The sequence below is a fragment of the Clostridium sp. YIM B02555 genome, assembly GCF_022320955.1.
GTDB lineage: Bacteria > Bacillota > Clostridia > Clostridiales > Clostridiaceae > Clostridium > Clostridium saccharoperbutylacetonicum.
The window spans coordinates 1-20,740 of record NZ_JAKJJY010000039.1 but is presented as its reverse complement, the minus strand read 5'-3'; the positions used below and the strand labels follow the sequence as shown (position 1 = coordinate 20,740).

The window sequence follows — 20,740 nt, the reverse complement described above, 5'->3', positions numbered from 1 at the left end:
GCTTAATTTCATATGCCGCTTGCACAAATATGTATCTAATTTCTAGTGTAGTGTTCGATTATAATTTCTCAATGATGCAGGTATATTCCATTTATAAGTTTTATTCTTAAATTGGATATCTATATTTAGTACTAATGAAACTAAAAGCTATATATAAGATGATGTAATATATTGGTAATATGTTCTTTAAGAAAATTATAGGTTTTAATTATTAAAATAACAATATACAAAAGAGCAATTATGTCTAATGAATTGAAAATATATCATTTATATTGATGAATAACTTAAAATTTTTAAGTTAATAATAGATTTATGGCAAGGTGGTGATAAGATGAGTTCTCAATATAATAAGAATAAAAATAGTAAGAGTAATACTAATAAGCATAAGGAAGATAAAGAGGACAATAGTAATTTTAATAATAAAAAATAATCATCAATAAATATTTAAATGGTAATAAATCATAAACTAAATCAAGGCCTAAAATAACCATAAAAAATAGCAGCCAATCAAATTTAAAGCGAATTGGCTGCCAGTATATATTGTTTTATATTAATTTAAAAAACTCTATGAAGTTTATTTCTAATTTCTTTAAGAGAATAATCCTTAATTAATTTTCCATCTTTAAAGACAATCTCTAATAGATTATCACTTAATTCTTCTTGTTCTTTTATGTTAAGCTCGTCTTTATAAAGGATATTCGCTCCATCTTTATAAACGTAGCACATTCCCTTTTGTGACTTCTTAAAATTACCAGTATCAGTTTTAGGGTCTTTAAATATAAATTTTTCTTCTCCATTTATTATTGCATGAGTTGCTTTTAAAGCAAAGCCAAAGGTATCTCTTGTATTGTATTGATAAGTGTAAGAACCAATACCAAAAATACAGTTACTTACTGCAAAACCTTTTTCAGTAAGCATCTTGCAGATTTCTTCACATCTTTCAACAGTAATACTGTCACCATAAATTGTACCTATATGAGAATTTAGAACTTTATAGCCTTTAGAATTGATTTCTCCTCCAAAAATATCCCATAATAATTCAACAGTTCCTTTAAAAGCAGGACTGTCTATAGGCGCTTCATTATCACCACAAATTATTTTTACTGGATCTCCACTATCCCCTCTAATTACAATTTTCCCATCTCTATTTAATATATCTTCTTTTAATATCGGTAGAATATTCGTAATTAGATTCCAATAATCATAGGTATCAGAAACTATGCTAAGAACACCACTTGGGAATACTTCAGTAATTAATCTTTTATATGCCTTAAGTTCATCTGTACCATAGGTACACATTACACTGTGTTCAGTTGATGGAGTTCCTAGGCCAACAATTTCATTTTCTATATTACAATTATAATATTTTTCTAAATAAAGTATTGATGAAATTGTTGCTGTTCCTGTGAAAGAAAGCAAATGCCCTGCACTGCTAGTTTGGGCACTTTCAATGGAACTAAAGCCTCTCATGCTAAAATCACCACAAGCTTTTGTAACAGCACCATTTTCAACAGTTAAATCAAAATATTTTTCAATTATCTCTCTATATCTATAGGCAATAGTTGCGCTTGTCATAGGCTGCCATATATTACAACTCATAAAGGTTTCTAAATAATTGACTAACCAAGCAAATTCCTCATGAGTATTAGTAATTTCAATCATTGGTGTTTTTATATTTACTCTTGTTCCTTCTTGAACTGCTTTTATTTGTATAGGTAAATAACCTAAATCATGCAATTTTTCTATGTGTGTTGTATCTGCAGCAATTGCTCCCATAGTATTTGAAATAACTCTTTTATATTCATTTAATATTTCTTCTTTAGGAATTTTGAAGAAATTATCGTTAAAATATTCAATCATATACTTTTTTATAAATGATTGAAGGCCAAACATGACAACCTTATCCATATTTTCTTTTCTAGACATTCTAGGTGTCCAATAACTTACAAGCTTTGTTAAACCAGGCGCATAACACATATGATGTATTGTTTTATAAAAATCTGTTAGTAATAATGGATCTATCATTTTTTCTCTTCCCTTCATTCTCAATTCTATTATCTAATAACCTTAACACTAAGTGCTTCAATCACATCTAAAGCCTTATCATGCAAGCTATCATCAAAGCTTGCACAAAGAGTTCCATCAACAGATAGATTTGCATTTATATATTGAGATTGAAAAGTTATAACATTGCTTATAACACACATATTTGTTACAACGCCTACAAACTCTATTTCATCAATGTCATCTCCAAGTTCTGATGCTATTTTAAGCATATCTTTTGGGGCTATTCCAAAAGCATTTTTATTACAGTGTAATGTGTTTGGAATATCAACAAAATCTTTCAATTTTCCATAAAGTTTATGTCCTTCTGTATTTATATAACAATGGGGCACAGGTAGATTTTTTCCTTCTCTTGTTTCTAAATAATTTTCAAAATGAGTATCATAAGTAAATAATACCTTATGACCATCTGCTAAATATTCTTTGACCTTTTTGTAAATGCCATCTTCTAAAGTTTCAGCTTTCTTAAAGCCTAATGCTCCATCAACAAAATCTTTTTGATAATCTATTACAACTAATAATTTTTTCATAAAAATCTCCTCCATTCTAAACTTTTTCTATACCCATTTATATTGCAATTGCCAATGCTCAACACTCAATAATAGCTGAATTTTTATTTCCTTTGGATATTTGTAAATTTTCAACAAAAATTTTTGAATCATATAGAATTCGAAATAATATTTAATTAGCCCGCATTCTATAAGAAAATTCTTAAATTCTAAAGTTCCTAAATTCTAAAAGTCTAATATTCACTAAATAATATTAGTAACTTCAATTTTCTCATGTGCTTTTGATAATATACTATTTGTTGTAAATACCTTACTAATTAAAGTTCCATTTAAAATTTCTCCATCAAAAATTGTATCTTCACAATGAGTTACTGCTAAATATATATCACTTGCTCCTAACTCTTTGAGTTTTTCTGCTGTTAGCATAAAAGTTCCACCTTTTGAACATAAATCATCTACAATTAAAGATTTAAAACTTTTCGCTTCTATAGTTCCACACAGTTCAAGTTTTTTAATACGGCCAGTTTTAAAATCTCTTTCCTTATTAGCTGTCAAAATCTTATCATAGATAATTTGCTTTCCATATCTCTTAGCTGCACCTGAATCAGGATAAACTATATATATTGGTTCATTATTATCACTGATTTTCTCTAATGCAGTAGTTGCTAAATCTTTGGACATATTAACTACTTTTACTCTATCAAGTAATGCAACACATACATCAGAATGTGGCTCAAAAATTAGTACTTCTTCAAACTTTAAATTATTTATTAATCTGCATAAATGTTTTAAAGTAAAAACTGTCATGCCTTCGGTTCTATCCATTCTGCTGTAAGGCATATAGCCAATAATAAGTCTGCATTTAACATTTAACTCATCCAAATGTCCTTTGATAAAGATTAAATGTGTTATATCAGAATCATTTTCAAACTTAAGCTTTAATGTATTTATTTCTTTATTTATCTGTAAATCTTCACTGTTTATAAGACTTTCTCCATTAGGAAATCGTGTAATATTAACCTTTGCATTATTTAAATAAATCATTTTTCTTCCCCCTTAAAATTACAATCTCTATTATAAGTTAAAATTCATGTACGAAATTCTCATTAAATTTAAACATTTTAGCAGGTCTAAAAGGCCTTCCTTCAAGGATTTCATCTGTTTCAATAATCATATCTCCCATTTTTCTTCTAAAGTTTAAAATTTCTCTTCCCATTATTGCTTCATATACATTTTGAAGTTCTTTAACTGTAAATAATCTTGGCAAAAGATTTAAAGCAATTGGAGTATACTCAATTTTATTTCTGATTCTATCTAATGAGTAATCTAATATTTTATAATGGTCAAAGGCTAATTCTTCATTACTATCTTCAATGAGTGAATAACTTAATTCTTTTTTCTTACTTATGCTTTTTTCTATTTTCTCTCTTACTTCATAAATAATTATGTGTTTTTCATCCTCACTTTCAAGCTTTAATAAATATCTATTTAATAGGTATTTTTCTTCTTCTTGACTTTCAATGAGGTTTTTTTCTATCCAGAACCATTCTGATTTAAAATTTTTTTCTTCCTTTTGAAAATCAATTTTATCCTTTGATATTAAGGCTATATTCCCTACACTAATTACTCTTGTTCTTGGATCTCTATTTAGATCTCCAAATGTATATAACTGTTCTGTATATACATTATCTATTCCAGTTTCTTCTTTCAACTTTCTAAGGGCTCCTTCTTCTAGGCTCTCATTGATATTCACAAAGCCTCCTGGAATTGCAAATTTATCTTTAAAAGGATAATCTTCTCTTCTTACTAAAAGTACTTGCATTCCCTTTTTAGGAACTTTTCTTGAATTTTTCTCCAACTTATCATCAGTTGTAAATATTATTACATCATTTGTTACACTTGGATGCTCATATATATTTACATCATATTTATTTAAAAATTCTTCTTCTTTATTTGAAAGTTTCTTTTTCAATTAAAACACCTCATTATCTTCAATAAATAAATCCAATAAGTTCAATCAGATAATATCAATTTGAATTTATGTATTAATATTACTCCAAAATTTCCTATTTGTAAATAGTGTTATTTCATTTTTTATAGTATTAATTAAAAATATTTTATCAACAAACTATTTGATTTTTATTTATCTTTTAAATTTTCATAAGTTAGCCCTAATTTGACTTTTTTACTATAAATATACCTGCAATTCAATGTATATTTCCAAAGTTGACAATTATTTGACACAAACTTGTACTAAAATGTTACACGAAAAGATTTTATACAACAAAGGAGAAACATCATGAAAAAGAAAAAGAAATTACTAATTATCTTTATATCAACAATATTATTATCAATATTTATATTTGCTCAGCCACTTTTTTATTATAAATATATAGATAGGAATATTACTGTTATAAACAATGCTGTTTATGCAAGTTCACTACCTAATACTACATTTAAAAGCAATTATATTCCCAATATAAAATTTGAAGACAGGCCTATAACAAAAGTTAATGATATAAAATTGAATATTTTAAATGAAGCCAATATCAAAAATATTCCTATGTTACTTAAATCCCAAAGATATTATATACCACTTGATTTTATTTGCAGTAAGCTTAACTTTACTCTTAAAACTCAAGATAGTGGCTTTATAATATCTAATACAAACAATAATATTTCTTTAACTGAAAAATCTTATACAAAAAATTCTGTAACCGCAAGTTTACGTGGAAATTTAATAAATAAGGATGGAACTAATTATATTTCAATATCAGACATAGAAGAAATTTTTAATTTAGTTGCTGTTTTTGATTTTAAAAATAATAATATTAGTCTACTTAATAATACAGCAGCTGCTCCAGAGCCTGCTTCAATATCATATAGTAATAAAGTTGCTTTAATTAGATTAGAGGATTTCGGATGTGGTGGTAATTATTCTGTTGATCAAAATCAAACTAAAATTAAATGTATGGCTAATCTTCTTTACTCACAAGGCATGAAATTTCATGTTAGCTGGATTCCTAGATTTAAAGATCCCGACAATAATATTGATAATGATTTACTAACAAATAATAATATTGAGAATGTTGGATTTGTTAATCTCTTAGATTATTTGATAAACAAAGGTGCTGAAATTGGCCTTCATGGATATACTCATCAACATGATGATGAAAAGAGCGGACCTGGTAATGAATTGACTAAAGATGTGAATAATACTGTTCCCGAAGTACAAGCTTTAATTGAAAATGGAATTGATACTGCTAGCGCTTTAAATATTCCAATTTCATATTTTGAAAGTCCCCATTATGGAGAAACTGATCTTCAAAAAAAAGTTATCGAAAATTATTTTCAATTTATATATGAGCCTTTTGATAGTACAAAAAACAATGTATATGACTCAGATGACCACCATTTATTTGTTCCAACACCTCTAGGATATGTTCATAATTCAGATCCTGCTCCAATAATAAATGGACTTAATGATGAAAACCCTAATATACTACATAGTTTATATTACCATCCATTTCTTGAATTAAAATATATAGATTTTAATACTAACAATAACAAATTAAATATTATGTACAATGAAAATTCACCATTGCAACAAATAGTTAAAACTTTAAAATCGAATAATTACACAACTCTTCATATTGATGAACTTATAGAAAAATAATTCATTTCAATATTTATGCCTAAATTTTAGTATAAGTTGTAATTTGAATTGTGTACTAATTATAGATATTCAAATCTAGAATCATACTTATGCAAAACTTACCGAAATCAGATACATTTATAAGTTTGATTATTAAATTTGATATCTATATGTACTTTTATTCTACAATTAATACACTTTTCTATATTAAAATGGTTTATTATTGAGACATGAGCAACTCACACTAGAAATCAATGGAAGAAAGTTTAAATAAGGTTCTAGAGGCTTGGATAATTGTTATTTTAATAATACTTCAAACTAACTATAAGCTCTAAAATAAGGCACAGGAAAAAATCAAACCAATTTCTTGTGCCTTATTTTATGTGAGCTGCCAATAATAAAATATGCCTTCAATAATTTATATATCACATTTATCTGAAAAACCTGTTGGTGGTACACCTAAAGCTTGTATAAGTCTAGCCCAGTAGTTAACCTGAGCTATAGTATTTGCCATAATAACAAATTCTCGTTCAGTAAAGTTAAGTTTTAATTTCTCCATTAACTCTTTTGGTATTTTAATTGGAGTTTGAGATATCATTTTTGCATACCCTATTACTAATTTTTCTCTAATATTAAATGTTGATACGTCATTAATATTATACTTTCCTGTAAGACAATACATTTCTTCCTGGGTTATTCCATTTTCTTCATATTCAAAGGAATTCATATCAATACAAAATTGGCAAGATACGCTTATGGAAGTTTGAATTCTTAAAAGCTTTAAAATACGTTTATTAAAATCACCTTTTCCATGTGCCACCATTGATTCAAGAATACCTGAGCTTATTGCAACTTTGGGATACCATGCAAGAAGTTTTAGAACAAGTAAATCTCTTTCACCATTTTACCAACATAGACGACAACGTCCATAACCTTCTCTTTCTGCTTCAGCTACAGTAGTTTTAGTTGCTCTTCTAGGATTCGTACTTCCACAATCTGGTATTCTGTGGTGCTTTATAAAATCTTATTCCATTAATGCCACTCAGCTATTTTAAATTAACCTCTCTCTTTCTTTATCAGACGAAAATTGTTGCTAAATATAATTGCTCAGAATTATAAGATACGGTAAATAGGACTTATTATGTCAAGAAATTGAACCTATATGAGCAATTTAAAGTAAAAGAATATTAGATTGCTAATCCTATTAAGAAAAACATTTTGGTTTATGTCTTAACTGATAATAATTGTAACGCCCCAACATTTTATACCTTCAATTATAAAATTAAAATAAATACCTATGATATTCTTGAAATAGCTTTTAATTCTTTGATGTATTTCAAGAGCATTGAAAAAAATGCCAAAAGAGATAGAGCAAAATTTATTGACAAGTTATTACTTTTAAATCCAAAATTTATCACATTTATTTATTATAAGCATAGGATATTTATTAGTAAGAAGCAAACGAAGGAGATAACCTTAATGTACAGACATGACGATTGTATGTGCGAATCCAAAGAGTATTCAAAAGAATATTCAAAGAAATCTGATAAAGAATATGCTAAAGCATATATATTACCTCAAGAATATGAACATTTATATTCTTGTAAAGAAGGATTTTTGAAAGGAACTATTTTTAAAGATCTATATAAACCATATCATCACCATGATCACGAGCATCATAATTATGTTCAAAATTATGAATATAAAAAGATTAAGGTTGAGAGGTGATATATATGAATCAAAAGGAAGCATTAAATAGCATACGAGTGTATCAATTTTGTGCTGTAGAACTTAACTTGTACCTTGATAATTTCCCAAATGATAAAAATGCTATGGAAGATTATAATAAAGTATCTTGTAAGTTAACTGCTTTAATAAGCGATTATGAAAAAGAATTTGGCCCATTAACTAATTTTGGTTCAGCATTTGTTGAAAATCCAAAAGCTTGGGTAGATAAACCATGGCCATGGGAAACATGTGAATAGGAGGAATACAAGTTTATGTGGTATTATGTAAAAACTCTAGAATATCCAGTAAATCTTAAATGTAAGGATCTTAATATGGCTAAATATTTAATAACACAATATGGCGGACCTGATGGTGAATTAAGTGCAGCACTTAGATATTTAGACCAACGTTATACAATGCCAACAGGTAAATCAAAAGGTTTGTTAACAGATATAGGCACTGATGCAACGGTGGCGTAAAGGTAAAAACTATATCCGTAAATATTGAAAAAAGGAAAAAACGAACATAACTAATTTTTATAATTTTATCATTAATACATTGATAAATTCAATAAGTATTCTAAATAATAATTGCTAAATGGTGAATAAAAATCAGAGATAACCTGCTTTCTATTCACCATATTTTTTACTTAGTCTTTAATTTCATTAATGTACTATTTAATATTATTCAAAATTATTTCAACGCTAAATTGAAATTTATGTCTCCATCCACTCTCTTTTCAGAATGGCATATTGGTAAGTATTTTCATAATGCGGAGTTCCATCTGGGTTGTTCACGAAAGATATAAATTCAATAAAGAATCCTTCTTGTCTCATTCCAAGTCGTTCACAAAGCTTTTGGGATGGAATATTATCATCTTCAGCATAAGCATATATTCTCCTCGCATCGTTATTAAAGAGGTAACCGATTAATGCTTTTGCGGCTTCAGTTGCATAACCGCTCTTGCCGTGTCTTAAGTTAAAATTCCATCCGAGGCTATATGTATCAGGCTCCTCTTTTATGGCAAAAAGATCCCCAATAATTGAATCTGTATCAGCCAAGCAAACAGCAAAATGTTCACCTTCTTTGCCTCTTCGCTCAACTTCTTTCTCTGCTTCATCAAGTGAATTTAATTTTTCACTCATAAAACAATGTACAGGTGGGTTCTTAAGGTATTCATATAACCCCTCAGTATCTTTTTTCTCAAAATCACGAATTATCAATCTATCTGTTTTCAAATGCATTTAATAATTATCTCCTTTTCTTCTAATTTTCATTGAGTTATATCCTGTTGTACTAATTCTATTTTGGTAATAAACACAGCAAAATACAATCAGCGTTGTTGTTAAGATAGTATATTGTAATGAAAAAAGTGGGACAAGATCTTTTCGGATCCTATCCCACTTAAATAATCTTTTGATTACAAGTCCTCTGATGAAACAAAATTATTATATCATATACAAACAAAAAAGCAACGACAAATTCTGATTTATTAAAAGAACATTTTTTTACTATATAAAATAGATCTGCATCCGTTCATAGAATTACGCACTATTGTTCGTTATTTTTAACACCAATAGTAAGTGTTTTCTCTAATGCTTTAAAAATCTTATCTGCATTTTCTAGGCTTATTTTTCTTTTACCACTTTCCCAATACTCAATAGCTCTGGAACTGCATCCAGCTACCTCTGCTAATTTTTTTGTAGATAAATTATTTTTAATAATTAAAGGATTTTGGTAAAACAATATCGAACTATTGTTGTATAAAAGGAGGTGATATATATGCCATCAACAGGAGAAAAACCAGGTAAAGGTACATATAAATGTACTAAATGTGGTCAATTAGTACGCTTAGATGATACTACAGACACATTATCACCTTGTCCTAAATGCAATGCAACTAACTTTGTAAAAAGTTCTTGATAGCTTCATCAGAATAACCAAAAGCTTTTCCTAAAATCCAATGTTCAAAAATTGTTTTTGGTTGTTCTGGAAGCTTTTTTATAACTTCCAGCATATATTCATCTTTATAAATCCATACGGTTTTCCATCCTAATGAAAGCTCTTCAACATATGATTTTAATTTGAAATTATTAATTATCTCAATTGAGCCATCAACATATCTATCTTGGATTGGTTCACATGAACATGGCTTTCCCTTTTGAACCATATCACAATTAAAATCAATTCTATTAAATATAAAATCATTCATTTTCTATCACCTCTCAATTCTCACCATTTTAGTATAGTTAATCTAGAAATGTTGGCGGTACCTCTATTGTCCTTTGCCAACTGAATATTCATCACCTAATCCATATTTTTCAAAAATTTTATCGATAACTTTAAAATTTTTCATATTATTAATTAGTTTATTTAATTCATTTAATAAACTAATATCACTTTTTCTTACTGCTATTGCTACAAATTTAGGGTATTCTGGTGTATATGGCTTTATTATTTTTAAATATAGATTATCTCTACGTATTGTGTAATCTGTAACAGTGGAGTCTGCTATTGCAGCAGCCATTTTCCCTGCATTCACCGCTGATAACAATTGGGAAATGCTATCAAAAAGTATATAATCTTTTATTTTGCCTTCTCTTTTCCAATCTTCTGCATAATTTACATGAACGGTTCCTCTTTGCACTCCAACAACTACATTCTTTAAATCTTCTTTAAAATTTATTAATGAAACTTTAGGTGTAACGATAACCTCTGAACTTTTAGATAATGGAACAGTAAAACTTACTAATTTTTTACGTTCATCTATAATGGTAAGTCCAGTAACTATTACATCTATGCTATCATCAGTATTTAAGGTTTTAACTAAATCTGAAAATGGGACTACTTTGAATTCTGTTTTAACACCTAATTGTTCTGCAATGTTATTTATTATATCTATATATATTCCAGTTTCTTTATTAGTTTTGGTATCTAGAAAAGAAAATGGAGGAAGATCAGTTGTTAAAACAGTTAATACTCCTTTTTCTTTTATATTTTCCAGTCTATCTTTGTTTGAGATATTATTTGGGATTGGGTTGTTAGTGATTTCAGCACTACATATTTTACATAATCCAATACAAATTGTAATCAGAAGTACTAAAATTATTATTTTTCTATAATTTTTTTTCATAAATAATATCCTCCCAAATCATTACCCTGTTAAAAGTATTAAATCATTATTCAACCACAAATTGTTTTATAGCATTATTTTAAGAAGATTTTTGATAAAAATACCTATAATATTTTTTTAGTATTCTGTATTAACTAATCTCTTCTATAATAATCACAATGTGAAGTCTTAGAACTCCCTTCTTCTTCTGAATTATATATTCTTCCACATGATGCACATCTTTCAAATTTATCTCGTAGAATCTCCATTATTTCTTGCAAATAATATATAATCCTAAAAGCAATTTGTCCTGATAAATGAGGTGGTCTTTTCATGTTAAGTTTTTCAGGAACTTCACCTTGTAAAAATTCGTAAAACTCTTCAACCTGCTTTTGAGATATATCTTTAATTTCTATACTTCCATATGATCTGCCCATTCTTTATCCCTCCCATACTAGTATTGCGCAACAAGAAATGCCGCAAATCCAACTTTGAATAATACGGCATTCCAATTAATTATAATCTTTATTTTTAATGTAAGCTGCTAATATTTCAATTTTCACTGATTAAGTCTTCTCCACCTGTGCTTTTAATTAAGCTATACTCTTTTGCTAACTTAAAAGTTTCCTGTTCAAGAAAACAAGGCAATATTTCATCGCTTAGATTTAAAAACTTATTTATGGTTAGCGCTTGAGTTCTATGACATTTTAAAGCCTTCAATTTTACACTTGAAAATGATCTAAAATTTATTATTGTATCAGGCTCAGGTGCTTTTTCTCTAATTCCCCAATTGTCTCTTATCTTTTGAATAAGAGACACGTAATACACTCTTGGTACTTTGAACGGCTTATTTTTCAATTCAAAGACTCTTTCATTTCCAGCTATCTCTACAGCCTCAACCGCAAAATCATGTATAGCTTTATGATCTTCATGTCCCGTAGCACCATCAGGACCAAATGTAATAATTACTTTAGGGCAAATATTACGTATAATATTTGCAATTCTATGAGTTATTTCTATTTTATTAACTTTATTTAGATTTTTATCTGTATATCCAAGAAAATCTACTTCTTTAATCCCCAGTATTTGGGCAACTTTTCTTAATTCTTCTTCACGTGTAATAGCAAGTTGTTCTTGAGTACACAGACCAGATGTTTTACCACATTCTCCTCTTGTAGCAGATACTAAATAGACATCTACACCATTAGCTACATATTTAGGTATAGTTCCCCCAGTAAAAACTGTTTCATCATCTGGATGAGCATATATAAGTAAAATAGATTGATTCTTCATCATTATACTACACAACTCCTTTATTGAATTCTTATCAACATTATACCATATTATTCCAATGGGTATTATTCAATTTTCAAAGAACATTTTTTATATTTTGCTACGTCAATTTTACATATTCTGAATTACCTCAACGATAAATTGGAAGTTATCTGTCTATTTATTAATAAATAAAATTCCAATAATACATAGAACAACACCAATTACTTTCTTTATTGTGATTCCATCCCTAAACACCAGTATACCAACAATTAGAAGAATGATTGCTACACACATATTTACTATCAGTGAGCCTTTACTTATTTCCCAACCACTGCGATACATAAGAATATATCCACCTTCAATTCCAACCACAACTAATCCTAATAGAACATTTGATACATTGACTTTTGTAACTTCCGTAATAAAATAGTTTTTTGAAGTAACTAGAAATCCGAAAGCACTTATTAAACAAGCAACTCCATATGTTATAAACAGAGCAATAAATGTATTAGTAGTACCTGAAATATTTTTACTAATCAAGTGATAGCAAACATTACATATGATTACAACAAGAAGTGGCATGAGATAATTTATATTCATTTACCCATATCCCCCAAATTCTTTTTCATCCAAATATGCGGACAATCCTCATCCAAATATGCTTTTCCTTGCTTTTTGTACCCTTGCTTTTCATAAAACTCTGCAACTCGTACTTGTGCTGACAACATTACACTTTTTCCACCATCTCTTTTTATATTCTCTTCTGCAACATTTATTATTTTCGCCCCAATATTTTTCCCCCTCCATTCCTTTACGACAGCGATTCTTCCTATGACAAATGATTGTTTTTCACTATTGAAGTAAATTCTGCATGTTGATATTGGCTGTTCGCTTTCATATATAACCATATGCTTAGCAATACCATCAATTTCATCAAACTCTTCAACAAATCCTTGCTCTTTTACAAACACCTCGCTTCTTATTTTTTTAGCTTCTTCTGGTAAATAGTTATACTCTTTAATTGTCATTTTTGCCTCCTCCAAAATAAAAGGCACCCAAAAGCTAACCTTATAGTGTGAAAACACACCGTACCTACGGTTGGCTTTTGGATGCCTTATAATACAATCACCCGGTGATGAAAGCATAAGCTCTTATTTAATTTCATACAAATTATATCTAACAAATTCTTAGAAGTCAATGATAAATTATAATTTGTATATTTCTTGTTAAATTACTATTATATATTAATCATAATATATAATAGTAATTTACAACTTCATTTCTAAATTGCATACAACAGATCTGCATCCGTTATTAGAATGACGCACTAAAAAAATTGCAAATTCAATTTCTTGAATAATACGATTTTACAATTTTTATTTAATTTTATTAATTCATGATTTAAGAACATTCCAAACTAAAAAATACTGAAAAATTGACTTTGAATAATGCAGCATTCTGGACAATAATTCGGTTTGTAATGTATATTTGATAAATAAAGAAATGGTAAGCTCTATTTACAAAATATATTTTAAATATTCCTACAATGATAATCAGCCATTATATCATCTAAATGCTTAAATCTTTCATATATGTTTAAAATTCTTAATTTGCACAATTCATCTATACTGCTTTTTGATATATATTGACTATAATCTATCTCATTATAAATCATACTCAATTTATTAAATGAACCTTGACTATATCTAGTATGAATTTCTTTTAGATTTTTTATATATTCTATTTGCTCATCAAGTATTTTAAAATATCTATAACATAAAGGGGTTATTAAATCAATATCATCTAGTTGAAATGCAGGATAGGTGTCAGCTTTATATAATTTTGCTTCCCAATAATATTCTAAGACACATGTCGTTATATTTGTAAAGTATCTTAGCAATTCATTCTTTATTGTTTTAATAGTAATTGCTGTGCCTGTATTATCATCTATCAATATAATTTTTGAAACAGCAGGGTACTTAGTACTTAAATGATAAACTTGTTCAGATAAAGATTCTTGACAAAAATGAGAAGTATCATATCTAGAATACCTAACATATTCATAGGATATTTTACTAAAATCTTTTTTTGTAGCATTCATATAGTTTAGCATAGAAATATAAAAAGGTGGTATCAAAGCAGCTCCTTGCAATGGAGAGATTATTATATCATTTACTCCTATATAGTCACATAACGCAAAAAAGGCAGTAGTCATAACAAGAATGTTATCCATTTCTGAATATTCCCGGACACTAGCAATATTAAGTTTCTTCATATCTATTAATAAATTATCAATAAATCCAAAATATAATTTAGGAAAATCATAAAAGTCCTCATCAAATATAATCTGCACTAAATAGTCAGTAAATCTTGAAAGGTAGCCTTTTAGTAATTCATAATAACTATTTTTCAAAGTATTATAAGAAAATACTATACCAATTAATTTTGCTATACATGAAAGCATATGTTGTGTAAGCGAAAAAATAACAAATTGTTTCTTATTATATAGCATTTCAGAATTTAGAATACTAGGTGCATCTATAAGTATTGCTCTTAATAAATCTATTGTTTCATCTAAATCCTCTGAATAATAAGAATTATTTCTGTTACAATAAAACGGTTTTTTGACGCTGAAATATTTTTTTAATATAGGCAAATACATGTTATACTCTATTTTAAATTCACTTGAATCAATATATGCCTCCCCAGTAAAGCCAAATTTATATTTCCGTAATATAGATTTATTTAAGAGTGAATCTACTGTTTTATATAAAGTACCCAACCAAACATCCCTCCAAGTATAAGAATTGCAATTAGTGCTGTAATAGTTCTTAGATAATATCATTAAATCTTTATTAAAATTTATGATTTATAAAAATATACCAATGACGTATTGTTTAATTATCAACGAACATTGTTCGTAAATTAAAATTCAGTAGTTAGTACGCATTTACTATTCTGTATTAATTATAGCATATTCGAGTACTTCATAAGTTCAGCAACCAATTTCAATGTAATTACCTTCAGGATCAGCAATCCAAAAATTTCTTTGTCCCCAAGGTTGTGTAACTGGCTCTCCTGTGAGTGATTTAACCCCAAGTGCCGTTAGCCGTTCATATTCTCTATCAACATCATCTTTAGTCTTAACACCTATGCCTATTTGCATTGTTAGATTAAATCCCATTGGTGGATGATAAGGTTGGTTCATTGCCTCAGCAAATTGTTTCCTGTCAAACATAAACAATCCTCCGTCTTTCACTTTGAAATTTACAAACGATCCTCCATCCCAATCTGTTTCAAAGCCCAAGATATCCCTATAAAACGTCACCATCTTTTCAATATCTTCAACAAATAAACCCGTATGTACGCTGTTAGACAGTATCCCCATATAAACAAATCCCCTCCTGTTCAAAAAATATATATAATCTTAAATTTATACTCTATTATTATGAATTAATTATAACATAAATTGTAAATAGTACATTATTCAAACTTAAATACGTTTTTACTGTATTACTTTATTGAAGTTTTGCATCATGTAGTAGAATTGTGTACTACTTTTCTGCCGTATACTCTTGGTATGGAAGCAAAATTGTGACACCCATTTTATCTAACTTATAATTTGTACCTTCTGTAGGTGTTTTATTAGAAAACAAGTTCATTCCCACAGTGTAAAGAGCTTCGGCTGTATCTCGGGGATCTTGACTAACTGTACCTTCCATCTCCCCTTTATTAATTAATTCAATGGCTTCTGGCATTCCGTCAATCCCTACAACTACAATAGTTTTAGAAAGATCACCTGTGTTATATCCATATGTCTGTAATGCCTCAACAGCCCCTATTGCCATAGCATCATTATCTGCAATTATTGCTTCTATTTTGCCATCATATTTTAGGAATAAAGAATTAATTGCATCTTTAGCAAATTCCTTATTAAAATTAGCATTTACTATTTGAAGTGGTTCTGTTTTTATTTTTGTATTAATTGCCGCAAGAGCATATTGTGGCCTGATATTTTGGTCAGAACCACGTAGCATAATATATTGTAATATGTTATCATTATTTTTATCTATACTTGATTTATTAGCATTCCATATATCAATAATAATCTTTCCTTGCAAATCTCCTCCTTGCTTATTATCTGCGTCTACAACAAAAGCTTTATTATAAGATTTAATAACATCTTCTGTTCTAGGTTCTAGGTAATTAAAAACTACTGGAATTCCAAGTGCTTTTGCTTTATCAAGAACATTTTTTACTGATTCTACGCTTCTATTTACTAAATCCACTAATAAAATGTCAACATTGCCAGTTTTAAATATGTTATTAATAGTAGCCTCTTGAATAGATTGGTTATCTTTTCCATCATAAAAAGTAAATTTTACTTTATCCTCATTTTTCATTTGAATATCTTCTAAAGTTTTCTTTATTATTGACGTATATAGATCATCAAAACTATAGAGTAATACACCTATATTAATAGTTCTCCTTGTAGTAATATTTGAGCTAGCATTTGTTATTTTCAAACTACAGCATGTTAGTGAAGTATATATCATAACAAAAAATAGAATAAACGCCATTACTCTTTTTAATGATTTCACTTTAAGTCCTCCTCACAATTATCATAAAACATAATTCATAGTAGCAATTTATACTTTTTAGTATGTTCATTAATAAAAAGATATATAGATTTTAATAATGCTTAGTACTAATCTTTGATAAATTGGTTACGTATATTTTTAGAGACTGCAATTTAATATCATTCCTAACTGCTCAATGTTAACTGAAGAAAGAATTTTATAGTGTTACTATGTCAAATAAGAAGATTGTGAATTATCAACATATATTGTTACATTGTTTTTTTACATTTATGACGACTTTATAATATCAATAATCTGTTGAGTTGCTTTCTGTGATTCAGGAAAGAAATGCAATGGCCAAATATGGATCATGGAAGGATATTCATAATAACCTATTTTTACTCCCTTTTCATCTGCCATATTCTTGAACCTTTTGGCATCAGGATACAATATATCATGTGTTCCTATGAACAAACTAATTTTACCGAGTCCTTCAAAGTTACCATAAATAGGGCTAATTAGGTAATGCTTTGAGCCTTTATCCCCGCTATACCACTTAACTATATCACTCAATGCAGGTACTGCCGATACTGGGTCAAGCCTCTCCATGTCATGTATTTCTGGATTACTGAACGACACATCTAGTGTAGGTGTTATGAGAATTATATTTCCAGGTTGTGGCAAATTTATTTCTTTTAAAAGTTGTGCTAGAGAAAATCCCAGTCCTCCACCTGTTGAATCACCCATAATTACAACATCTTCAAATTTAGTATCTGAAATAATCTGTTGATAGATTGGAACAATCATGTCAAAAACTTCTTGGTACTGATGTTTCGGTGCTAAAGGATAAATTGGAACAGTTATTGTGCATTGTAGAGATTCTACGAGTTTACCGATAAATTCCCAATGAAGGCTCATAATTTCATAGACAAAACCTCCTCCATGAAGATAAAGTATATGTTTTTTGCCCACATCGTTCAGTGGTTTGATTATATAGCAACAATAACCATTTATATCCTTTTTGCTGATATTAAAATTTCTTTGTACTTTTTTAGGAGGTTCATGGCTTTCTGATAATTGTTTTTTTTCTATATTCTTTCTTAATTCATCACCAGTTACTTCCCACATTTTTTTTAGTTTAACAATACGCAGCATAGTCTTCAGAATCTTACTCTGTATACTCTCCATACTATCTACTCCTTATTTTTGTTTGCCATATCTTGCTCGTGAGTTCGCTTTAGGCTAAAATTGTTATAATACATGAATTTAAATTTAAATAATCCATAAAACTTTTTGAATAATTTACCTTAATATTTTTTTAAGAAACTGTTGAGCACAATATGATACTATTATGAATGAATTATAACATATTTTGTAAACAGCGCATTATTCAATTTTCAAAGAACATTATTTTATTACTTACTACACACTTTTTACATGATGTATATTACTGACGCCTTTCATTTAATATATTTTTAAAGATAACTTGATTTATGTATAAAAACGGAATGTGATTGGTAATTAATAGGAGGCGATATAAATGAAAAATAAATTCTTAAGCGTAACTTTATCGATGTTACTACTCTATTTTGTAGGTATGCCAACTTTTGCTTATGCGACAGAAACTAATCAACCAACAAAAATTGTTAATGCTACACATGAACATAATTGGGTAGAACTATATGTTCATAATGGTTGTCATACCTACATGTGCACTATTTGCCACCAAAGATATACAGTATGTGAATATTAAAACTAATGATTTTGAGCCTATAATATTAATTTGTAGGTTCAAATTTTTTTATTTAAATTAACAATCAGAACTTAAACACTTTTTTACTGTATTACTTTATTGAAGTTTTTTGCATCATGTATTAGAATTGCGCATTAAAAAATCGCAAATTCATTTCGTGAATAATGCGATTTTATAATTTGTTATTTAATTTTATTGATTCATAACTTAAAAATACTATTCATCAAACGCAGATAATGCAATAGGTAAAGCCTGAATAACAACATTTCCTACAGCAGGAAGTCCAACTAAAATGCTGCTTATAATTTCTTCCCTTGAAGCACCTAAATACTTAGCTTGTTTTACATGAAATGGTATTCCACTTTCAAGTCTAGCAGAAGCTAATACCGCTAAATAAGCAAGCGCCTCCGTTTTTTTATCCAGTTTGCATGCATTATCTAATTTACTAATAAGTTCGCCCCATGCCTTTTGTTGTTCTGGTGCTTCCTTTGCAAATGTCATAAATGAATTACTAATACTCATAATTATCTTCTCCTTAAATCTTACAGTTTTTTATAAAATATTTTTAATTCCTGTTTTTTGTCATTAGGCAAATAATGTAATCTTTTCCCTTATATTGCTCCTTCTAATGTCTTCGAGAATTATAGGGGTATATACGCCAAGTTCAATAAGCTTTTCTTCAATCACCTTACTGATATTAGTAAGTTCATGTAATGAATTCATACTTTTCACCTTCTTTACAATATTATAAAGTGCCATTCCGATAATTTTTTATTACATTTTGTAAAATTATATTTTTACAAAATTAAAAATTATATCGTTATAACCTCTTCATATATATAGATGCAATAAAAAAAGTAAAGTCACGAAATAAAATAAAAAATTACGTCTAATCTTTCTAAATGACCAACCTGTAAATGCAGATGTATCTTTTAAACATTTAACACTATTATTTAATTTCCTTTGCTTTATATTCGTAACCCATCTTAAAGTATTTTTTTACCTTATAATGTATTAATTTACATAAAAGTATGTTATACTGTATATAGAATTTTACTTATTTTGCACAAAATATTTTTTGCACTTTAATCATAATTTAATTTAAGAAAGGAAGATTTTAATGAAAAAATTAGTTACTATTATTCTTTCTCTATTTATTTTAGCTTCTACAAACGTGGTTGCTTTTGCTAATTCAACAACCAAAATTCCTGTGCTCCTTTATCATGTTGTTACACCAAATCCAAGTGGCACATATCAATTTAGTCTTACAGAATTTAAGAACGACATGGCTTATCTGAAGAACAATGGTTATACAACTCTGTCCCTTAATCAATATTACAGTATACTAAATGGAACCTCTAGTCCCCCAACAAAGCCTGTATTGCTTACCTTCGATGATAGTACAAGCGATTTCTATACAAATGTATACCCTGTTTTGAAACAATATGGTTTTAAAGCAACTCAATTTGCTGTTCCTGACTGGATAAACACTGGCGGTCATCTTACAAGCGCTCAATTGCAAACATTATCAGCTAATGGGATTGATGTAGAAAATCATACCACCAACCATCAATCACTTACTTCAGACTGGAATACTCAATACTCAGCTATAAATAATGCAAATATAAAGATTAAATCAATAACAAACAATGCTCCTAGTTCCGTTGCATACCCTTATGGAAATTATAATTCAACCACAACCTCAATTCTTCAGAATCTAGGTTGTAAAGGTGGTTTTACAGTAAGCGGAGGTTTAAGTTCATCTGACAACAATAAGTATAAATTACCACGTATTATAATTGCTAACGGTGACTCAATAGCCGTTTTCTCAAGAAAACTTACAACAGGATATTAATATGGATGAAAAATAAATTAACCAATTATTTTAAGTGTAAAATCATTTTGTGAGAATCAACAAGTCCCTAAAAAACATCTTTAAACCACAATATCATTCAGGTTTACAGGCTCCTCTTTGTAGGAGCTTGCCCCATTGTCGGGTAGGTCGGAAACCTCTCGGTTTCTTTCCCCCCTAAGAACCGTACTTGTGACTTTCACCACATACGG

Annotated in this window: 25 protein-coding genes and 1 pseudogene; 7 read left to right on the top strand and 19 right to left on the bottom strand. The window is 28.4% G+C overall.

Annotated features, from left to right (window positions below):
• Positions 1-555 precede the first annotated feature (555 nt).
• The 4 genes from L3B98_RS28060 to L3B98_RS28045 all read right to left on the bottom strand — a co-directional run bounded on the left by L3B98_RS28060 (position 556) and on the right by L3B98_RS28045 (position 4,545).
• Positions 556-2,025, bottom strand: coding sequence for a nicotinate phosphoribosyltransferase (locus L3B98_RS28060; protein WP_238919122.1), 1,470 nt, complete (start codon positions 2,023-2,025; stop codon positions 556-558).
• A gap of 29 nt (positions 2,026-2,054) precedes the next feature.
• On the bottom strand, positions 2,055-2,594 hold the full coding sequence (locus L3B98_RS28055; RefSeq protein ID WP_238919121.1) for an isochorismatase family cysteine hydrolase: 540 nt from the start codon (positions 2,592-2,594) through the stop codon (positions 2,055-2,057).
• A gap of 222 nt (positions 2,595-2,816) precedes the next feature.
• Complete coding sequence (locus tag L3B98_RS28050; RefSeq protein WP_238919120.1) at positions 2,817-3,617, bottom strand: ribose-phosphate pyrophosphokinase; 801 nt, start codon at positions 3,615-3,617, stop codon at positions 2,817-2,819.
• Positions 3,618-3,654: 37 nt separating this feature from the next.
• Positions 3,655-4,545 (bottom strand): NUDIX hydrolase, encoded by an 891-nt coding sequence (locus tag L3B98_RS28045; protein ID WP_238919119.1) that lies wholly within the window; start codon positions 4,543-4,545, stop codon positions 3,655-3,657.
• 327 nt (positions 4,546-4,872) lie between these two features.
• On the opposite strand from L3B98_RS28045, the gene L3B98_RS28040 reads away from it, so the two are divergent.
• Entirely contained in the window at positions 4,873-6,249 is a 1,377-nt protein-coding gene (locus L3B98_RS28040; protein ID WP_238919118.1) for a DUF2334 domain-containing protein, read from the top strand.
• A 397-nt stretch (positions 6,250-6,646) separates the two neighbouring features.
• Here L3B98_RS28040 and L3B98_RS28035 read toward each other — a convergent pair whose 3' ends face one another.
• Entirely contained in the window at positions 6,647-7,051 is a 405-nt protein-coding gene (locus tag L3B98_RS28035; protein WP_238919117.1) for a carboxymuconolactone decarboxylase family protein, read from the bottom strand.
• 656 nt (positions 7,052-7,707) lie between these two features.
• Between L3B98_RS28035 and L3B98_RS28030 the strand changes: the two genes are divergently transcribed.
• The 3 genes and pseudogenes from L3B98_RS28030 to L3B98_RS28020 form a co-directional block, all read left to right on the top strand.
• On the top strand, positions 7,708-7,956 hold the full coding sequence (locus L3B98_RS28030) for a spore coat associated protein CotJA (protein ID WP_015393251.1): 249 nt from the start codon (positions 7,708-7,710) through the stop codon (positions 7,954-7,956).
• Positions 7,957-7,961: 5 nt separating this feature from the next.
• Positions 7,962-8,213, top strand: coding sequence for a spore coat protein CotJB (locus tag L3B98_RS28025; RefSeq protein ID WP_015393250.1), 252 nt, complete (start codon positions 7,962-7,964; stop codon positions 8,211-8,213).
• A gap of 15 nt (positions 8,214-8,228) precedes the next feature.
• A pseudogene (locus L3B98_RS28020) lies at positions 8,229-8,420 on the top strand (manganese catalase family protein); the annotation flags it as partial.
• A gap of 252 nt (positions 8,421-8,672) precedes the next feature.
• Here L3B98_RS28020 and L3B98_RS28015 read toward each other — a convergent pair.
• Entirely contained in the window at positions 8,673-9,200 is a 528-nt protein-coding gene (locus L3B98_RS28015; RefSeq protein ID WP_238919116.1) for a GNAT family N-acetyltransferase, read from the bottom strand.
• A 307-nt stretch (positions 9,201-9,507) separates the two neighbouring features.
• Positions 9,508-9,702: a helix-turn-helix transcriptional regulator gene (locus L3B98_RS28010; protein ID WP_238919115.1), complete on the bottom strand. Its 195-nt coding sequence runs from the start codon at positions 9,700-9,702 to the stop codon at positions 9,508-9,510.
• 36 nt (positions 9,703-9,738) lie between these two features.
• Between L3B98_RS28010 and L3B98_RS28005 the strand changes: the two genes are divergently transcribed.
• Positions 9,739-9,879 carry a zinc ribbon-containing protein gene (locus L3B98_RS28005; protein ID WP_238919114.1) on the top strand — a complete coding sequence of 47 codons (141 nt, stop codon included), beginning with the start codon at positions 9,739-9,741 and terminating at the stop codon, positions 9,877-9,879.
• Here the strand turns inward: L3B98_RS28005 and L3B98_RS28000 are convergent.
• From L3B98_RS28000 to L3B98_RS27955, 10 genes are all read right to left on the bottom strand, one after another.
• Complete coding sequence (locus L3B98_RS28000) at positions 9,857-10,168, bottom strand: hypothetical protein (RefSeq protein WP_238919113.1); 312 nt, start codon at positions 10,166-10,168, stop codon at positions 9,857-9,859. The genes L3B98_RS28005 and L3B98_RS28000 overlap by 23 nt on opposite strands.
• Before the next feature lie 63 nt (positions 10,169-10,231).
• Complete coding sequence (locus tag L3B98_RS27995; protein WP_238919112.1) at positions 10,232-11,089, bottom strand: ABC transporter substrate-binding protein; 858 nt, start codon at positions 11,087-11,089, stop codon at positions 10,232-10,234.
• A gap of 134 nt (positions 11,090-11,223) precedes the next feature.
• Entirely contained in the window at positions 11,224-11,505 is a 282-nt protein-coding gene (locus L3B98_RS27990) for a hypothetical protein (RefSeq protein WP_238919111.1), read from the bottom strand.
• A gap of 115 nt (positions 11,506-11,620) precedes the next feature.
• Positions 11,621-12,364: a PIG-L family deacetylase gene (locus L3B98_RS27985; RefSeq protein ID WP_238919110.1), complete on the bottom strand. Its 744-nt coding sequence runs from the start codon at positions 12,362-12,364 to the stop codon at positions 11,621-11,623.
• 153 nt (positions 12,365-12,517) lie between these two features.
• Entirely contained in the window at positions 12,518-12,943 is a 426-nt protein-coding gene (locus L3B98_RS27980; RefSeq protein ID WP_238919109.1) for a transporter, read from the bottom strand.
• Positions 12,940-13,371 (bottom strand): GNAT family N-acetyltransferase, encoded by a 432-nt coding sequence (locus L3B98_RS27975; protein WP_238919108.1) that lies wholly within the window; start codon positions 13,369-13,371, stop codon positions 12,940-12,942. Before L3B98_RS27975 ends, L3B98_RS27980 begins: the two co-directional genes overlap by 4 nt.
• A 503-nt stretch (positions 13,372-13,874) precedes the next feature.
• Positions 13,875-15,125, bottom strand: a complete 1,251-nt coding sequence (locus L3B98_RS27970) for a hypothetical protein (RefSeq protein WP_238919107.1) — start codon at positions 15,123-15,125, stop codon at positions 13,875-13,877.
• Positions 15,126-15,338: 213 nt separating this feature from the next.
• Positions 15,339-15,731: a VOC family protein gene (locus tag L3B98_RS27965; protein ID WP_238919106.1), complete on the bottom strand. Its 393-nt coding sequence runs from the start codon at positions 15,729-15,731 to the stop codon at positions 15,339-15,341.
• A 166-nt stretch (positions 15,732-15,897) separates the two neighbouring features.
• Complete coding sequence (locus L3B98_RS27960) at positions 15,898-16,944, bottom strand: galactose ABC transporter substrate-binding protein (protein WP_238919105.1); 1,047 nt, start codon at positions 16,942-16,944, stop codon at positions 15,898-15,900.
• Positions 16,945-17,211: 267 nt separating this feature from the next.
• A complete protein-coding gene (locus tag L3B98_RS27955) occupies positions 17,212-18,111 on the bottom strand; it encodes an alpha/beta hydrolase (RefSeq protein WP_238919104.1) in 900 nt (299 codons plus the stop codon).
• Positions 18,112-18,463: 352 nt separating this feature from the next.
• On the opposite strand from L3B98_RS27955, the gene L3B98_RS27950 reads away from it, so the two are divergent.
• Entirely contained in the window at positions 18,464-18,676 is a 213-nt protein-coding gene (locus L3B98_RS27950; RefSeq protein WP_238919103.1) for a hypothetical protein, read from the top strand.
• Positions 18,677-18,892: 216 nt separating this feature from the next.
• On the opposite strand, the gene L3B98_RS27945 is transcribed toward L3B98_RS27950, so the two are convergent.
• Together L3B98_RS27945 and L3B98_RS27940 are read right to left on the bottom strand one after the other, a co-directional pair.
• Positions 18,893-19,198, bottom strand: a complete 306-nt coding sequence (locus L3B98_RS27945) for a carboxymuconolactone decarboxylase family protein (protein WP_238919102.1) — start codon at positions 19,196-19,198, stop codon at positions 18,893-18,895.
• 63 nt (positions 19,199-19,261) lie between these two features.
• Positions 19,262-19,399, bottom strand: coding sequence for a hypothetical protein (locus tag L3B98_RS27940; protein ID WP_238919101.1), 138 nt, complete (start codon positions 19,397-19,399; stop codon positions 19,262-19,264).
• 487 nt (positions 19,400-19,886) lie between these two features.
• Here L3B98_RS27940 and L3B98_RS27935 point away from each other — a divergent pair, with 487 nt between their 5' ends.
• A complete protein-coding gene (locus L3B98_RS27935) occupies positions 19,887-20,531 on the top strand; it encodes a polysaccharide deacetylase family protein (protein WP_238919100.1) in 645 nt (214 codons plus the stop codon).
• Positions 20,532-20,740 lie beyond the last annotated feature (209 nt).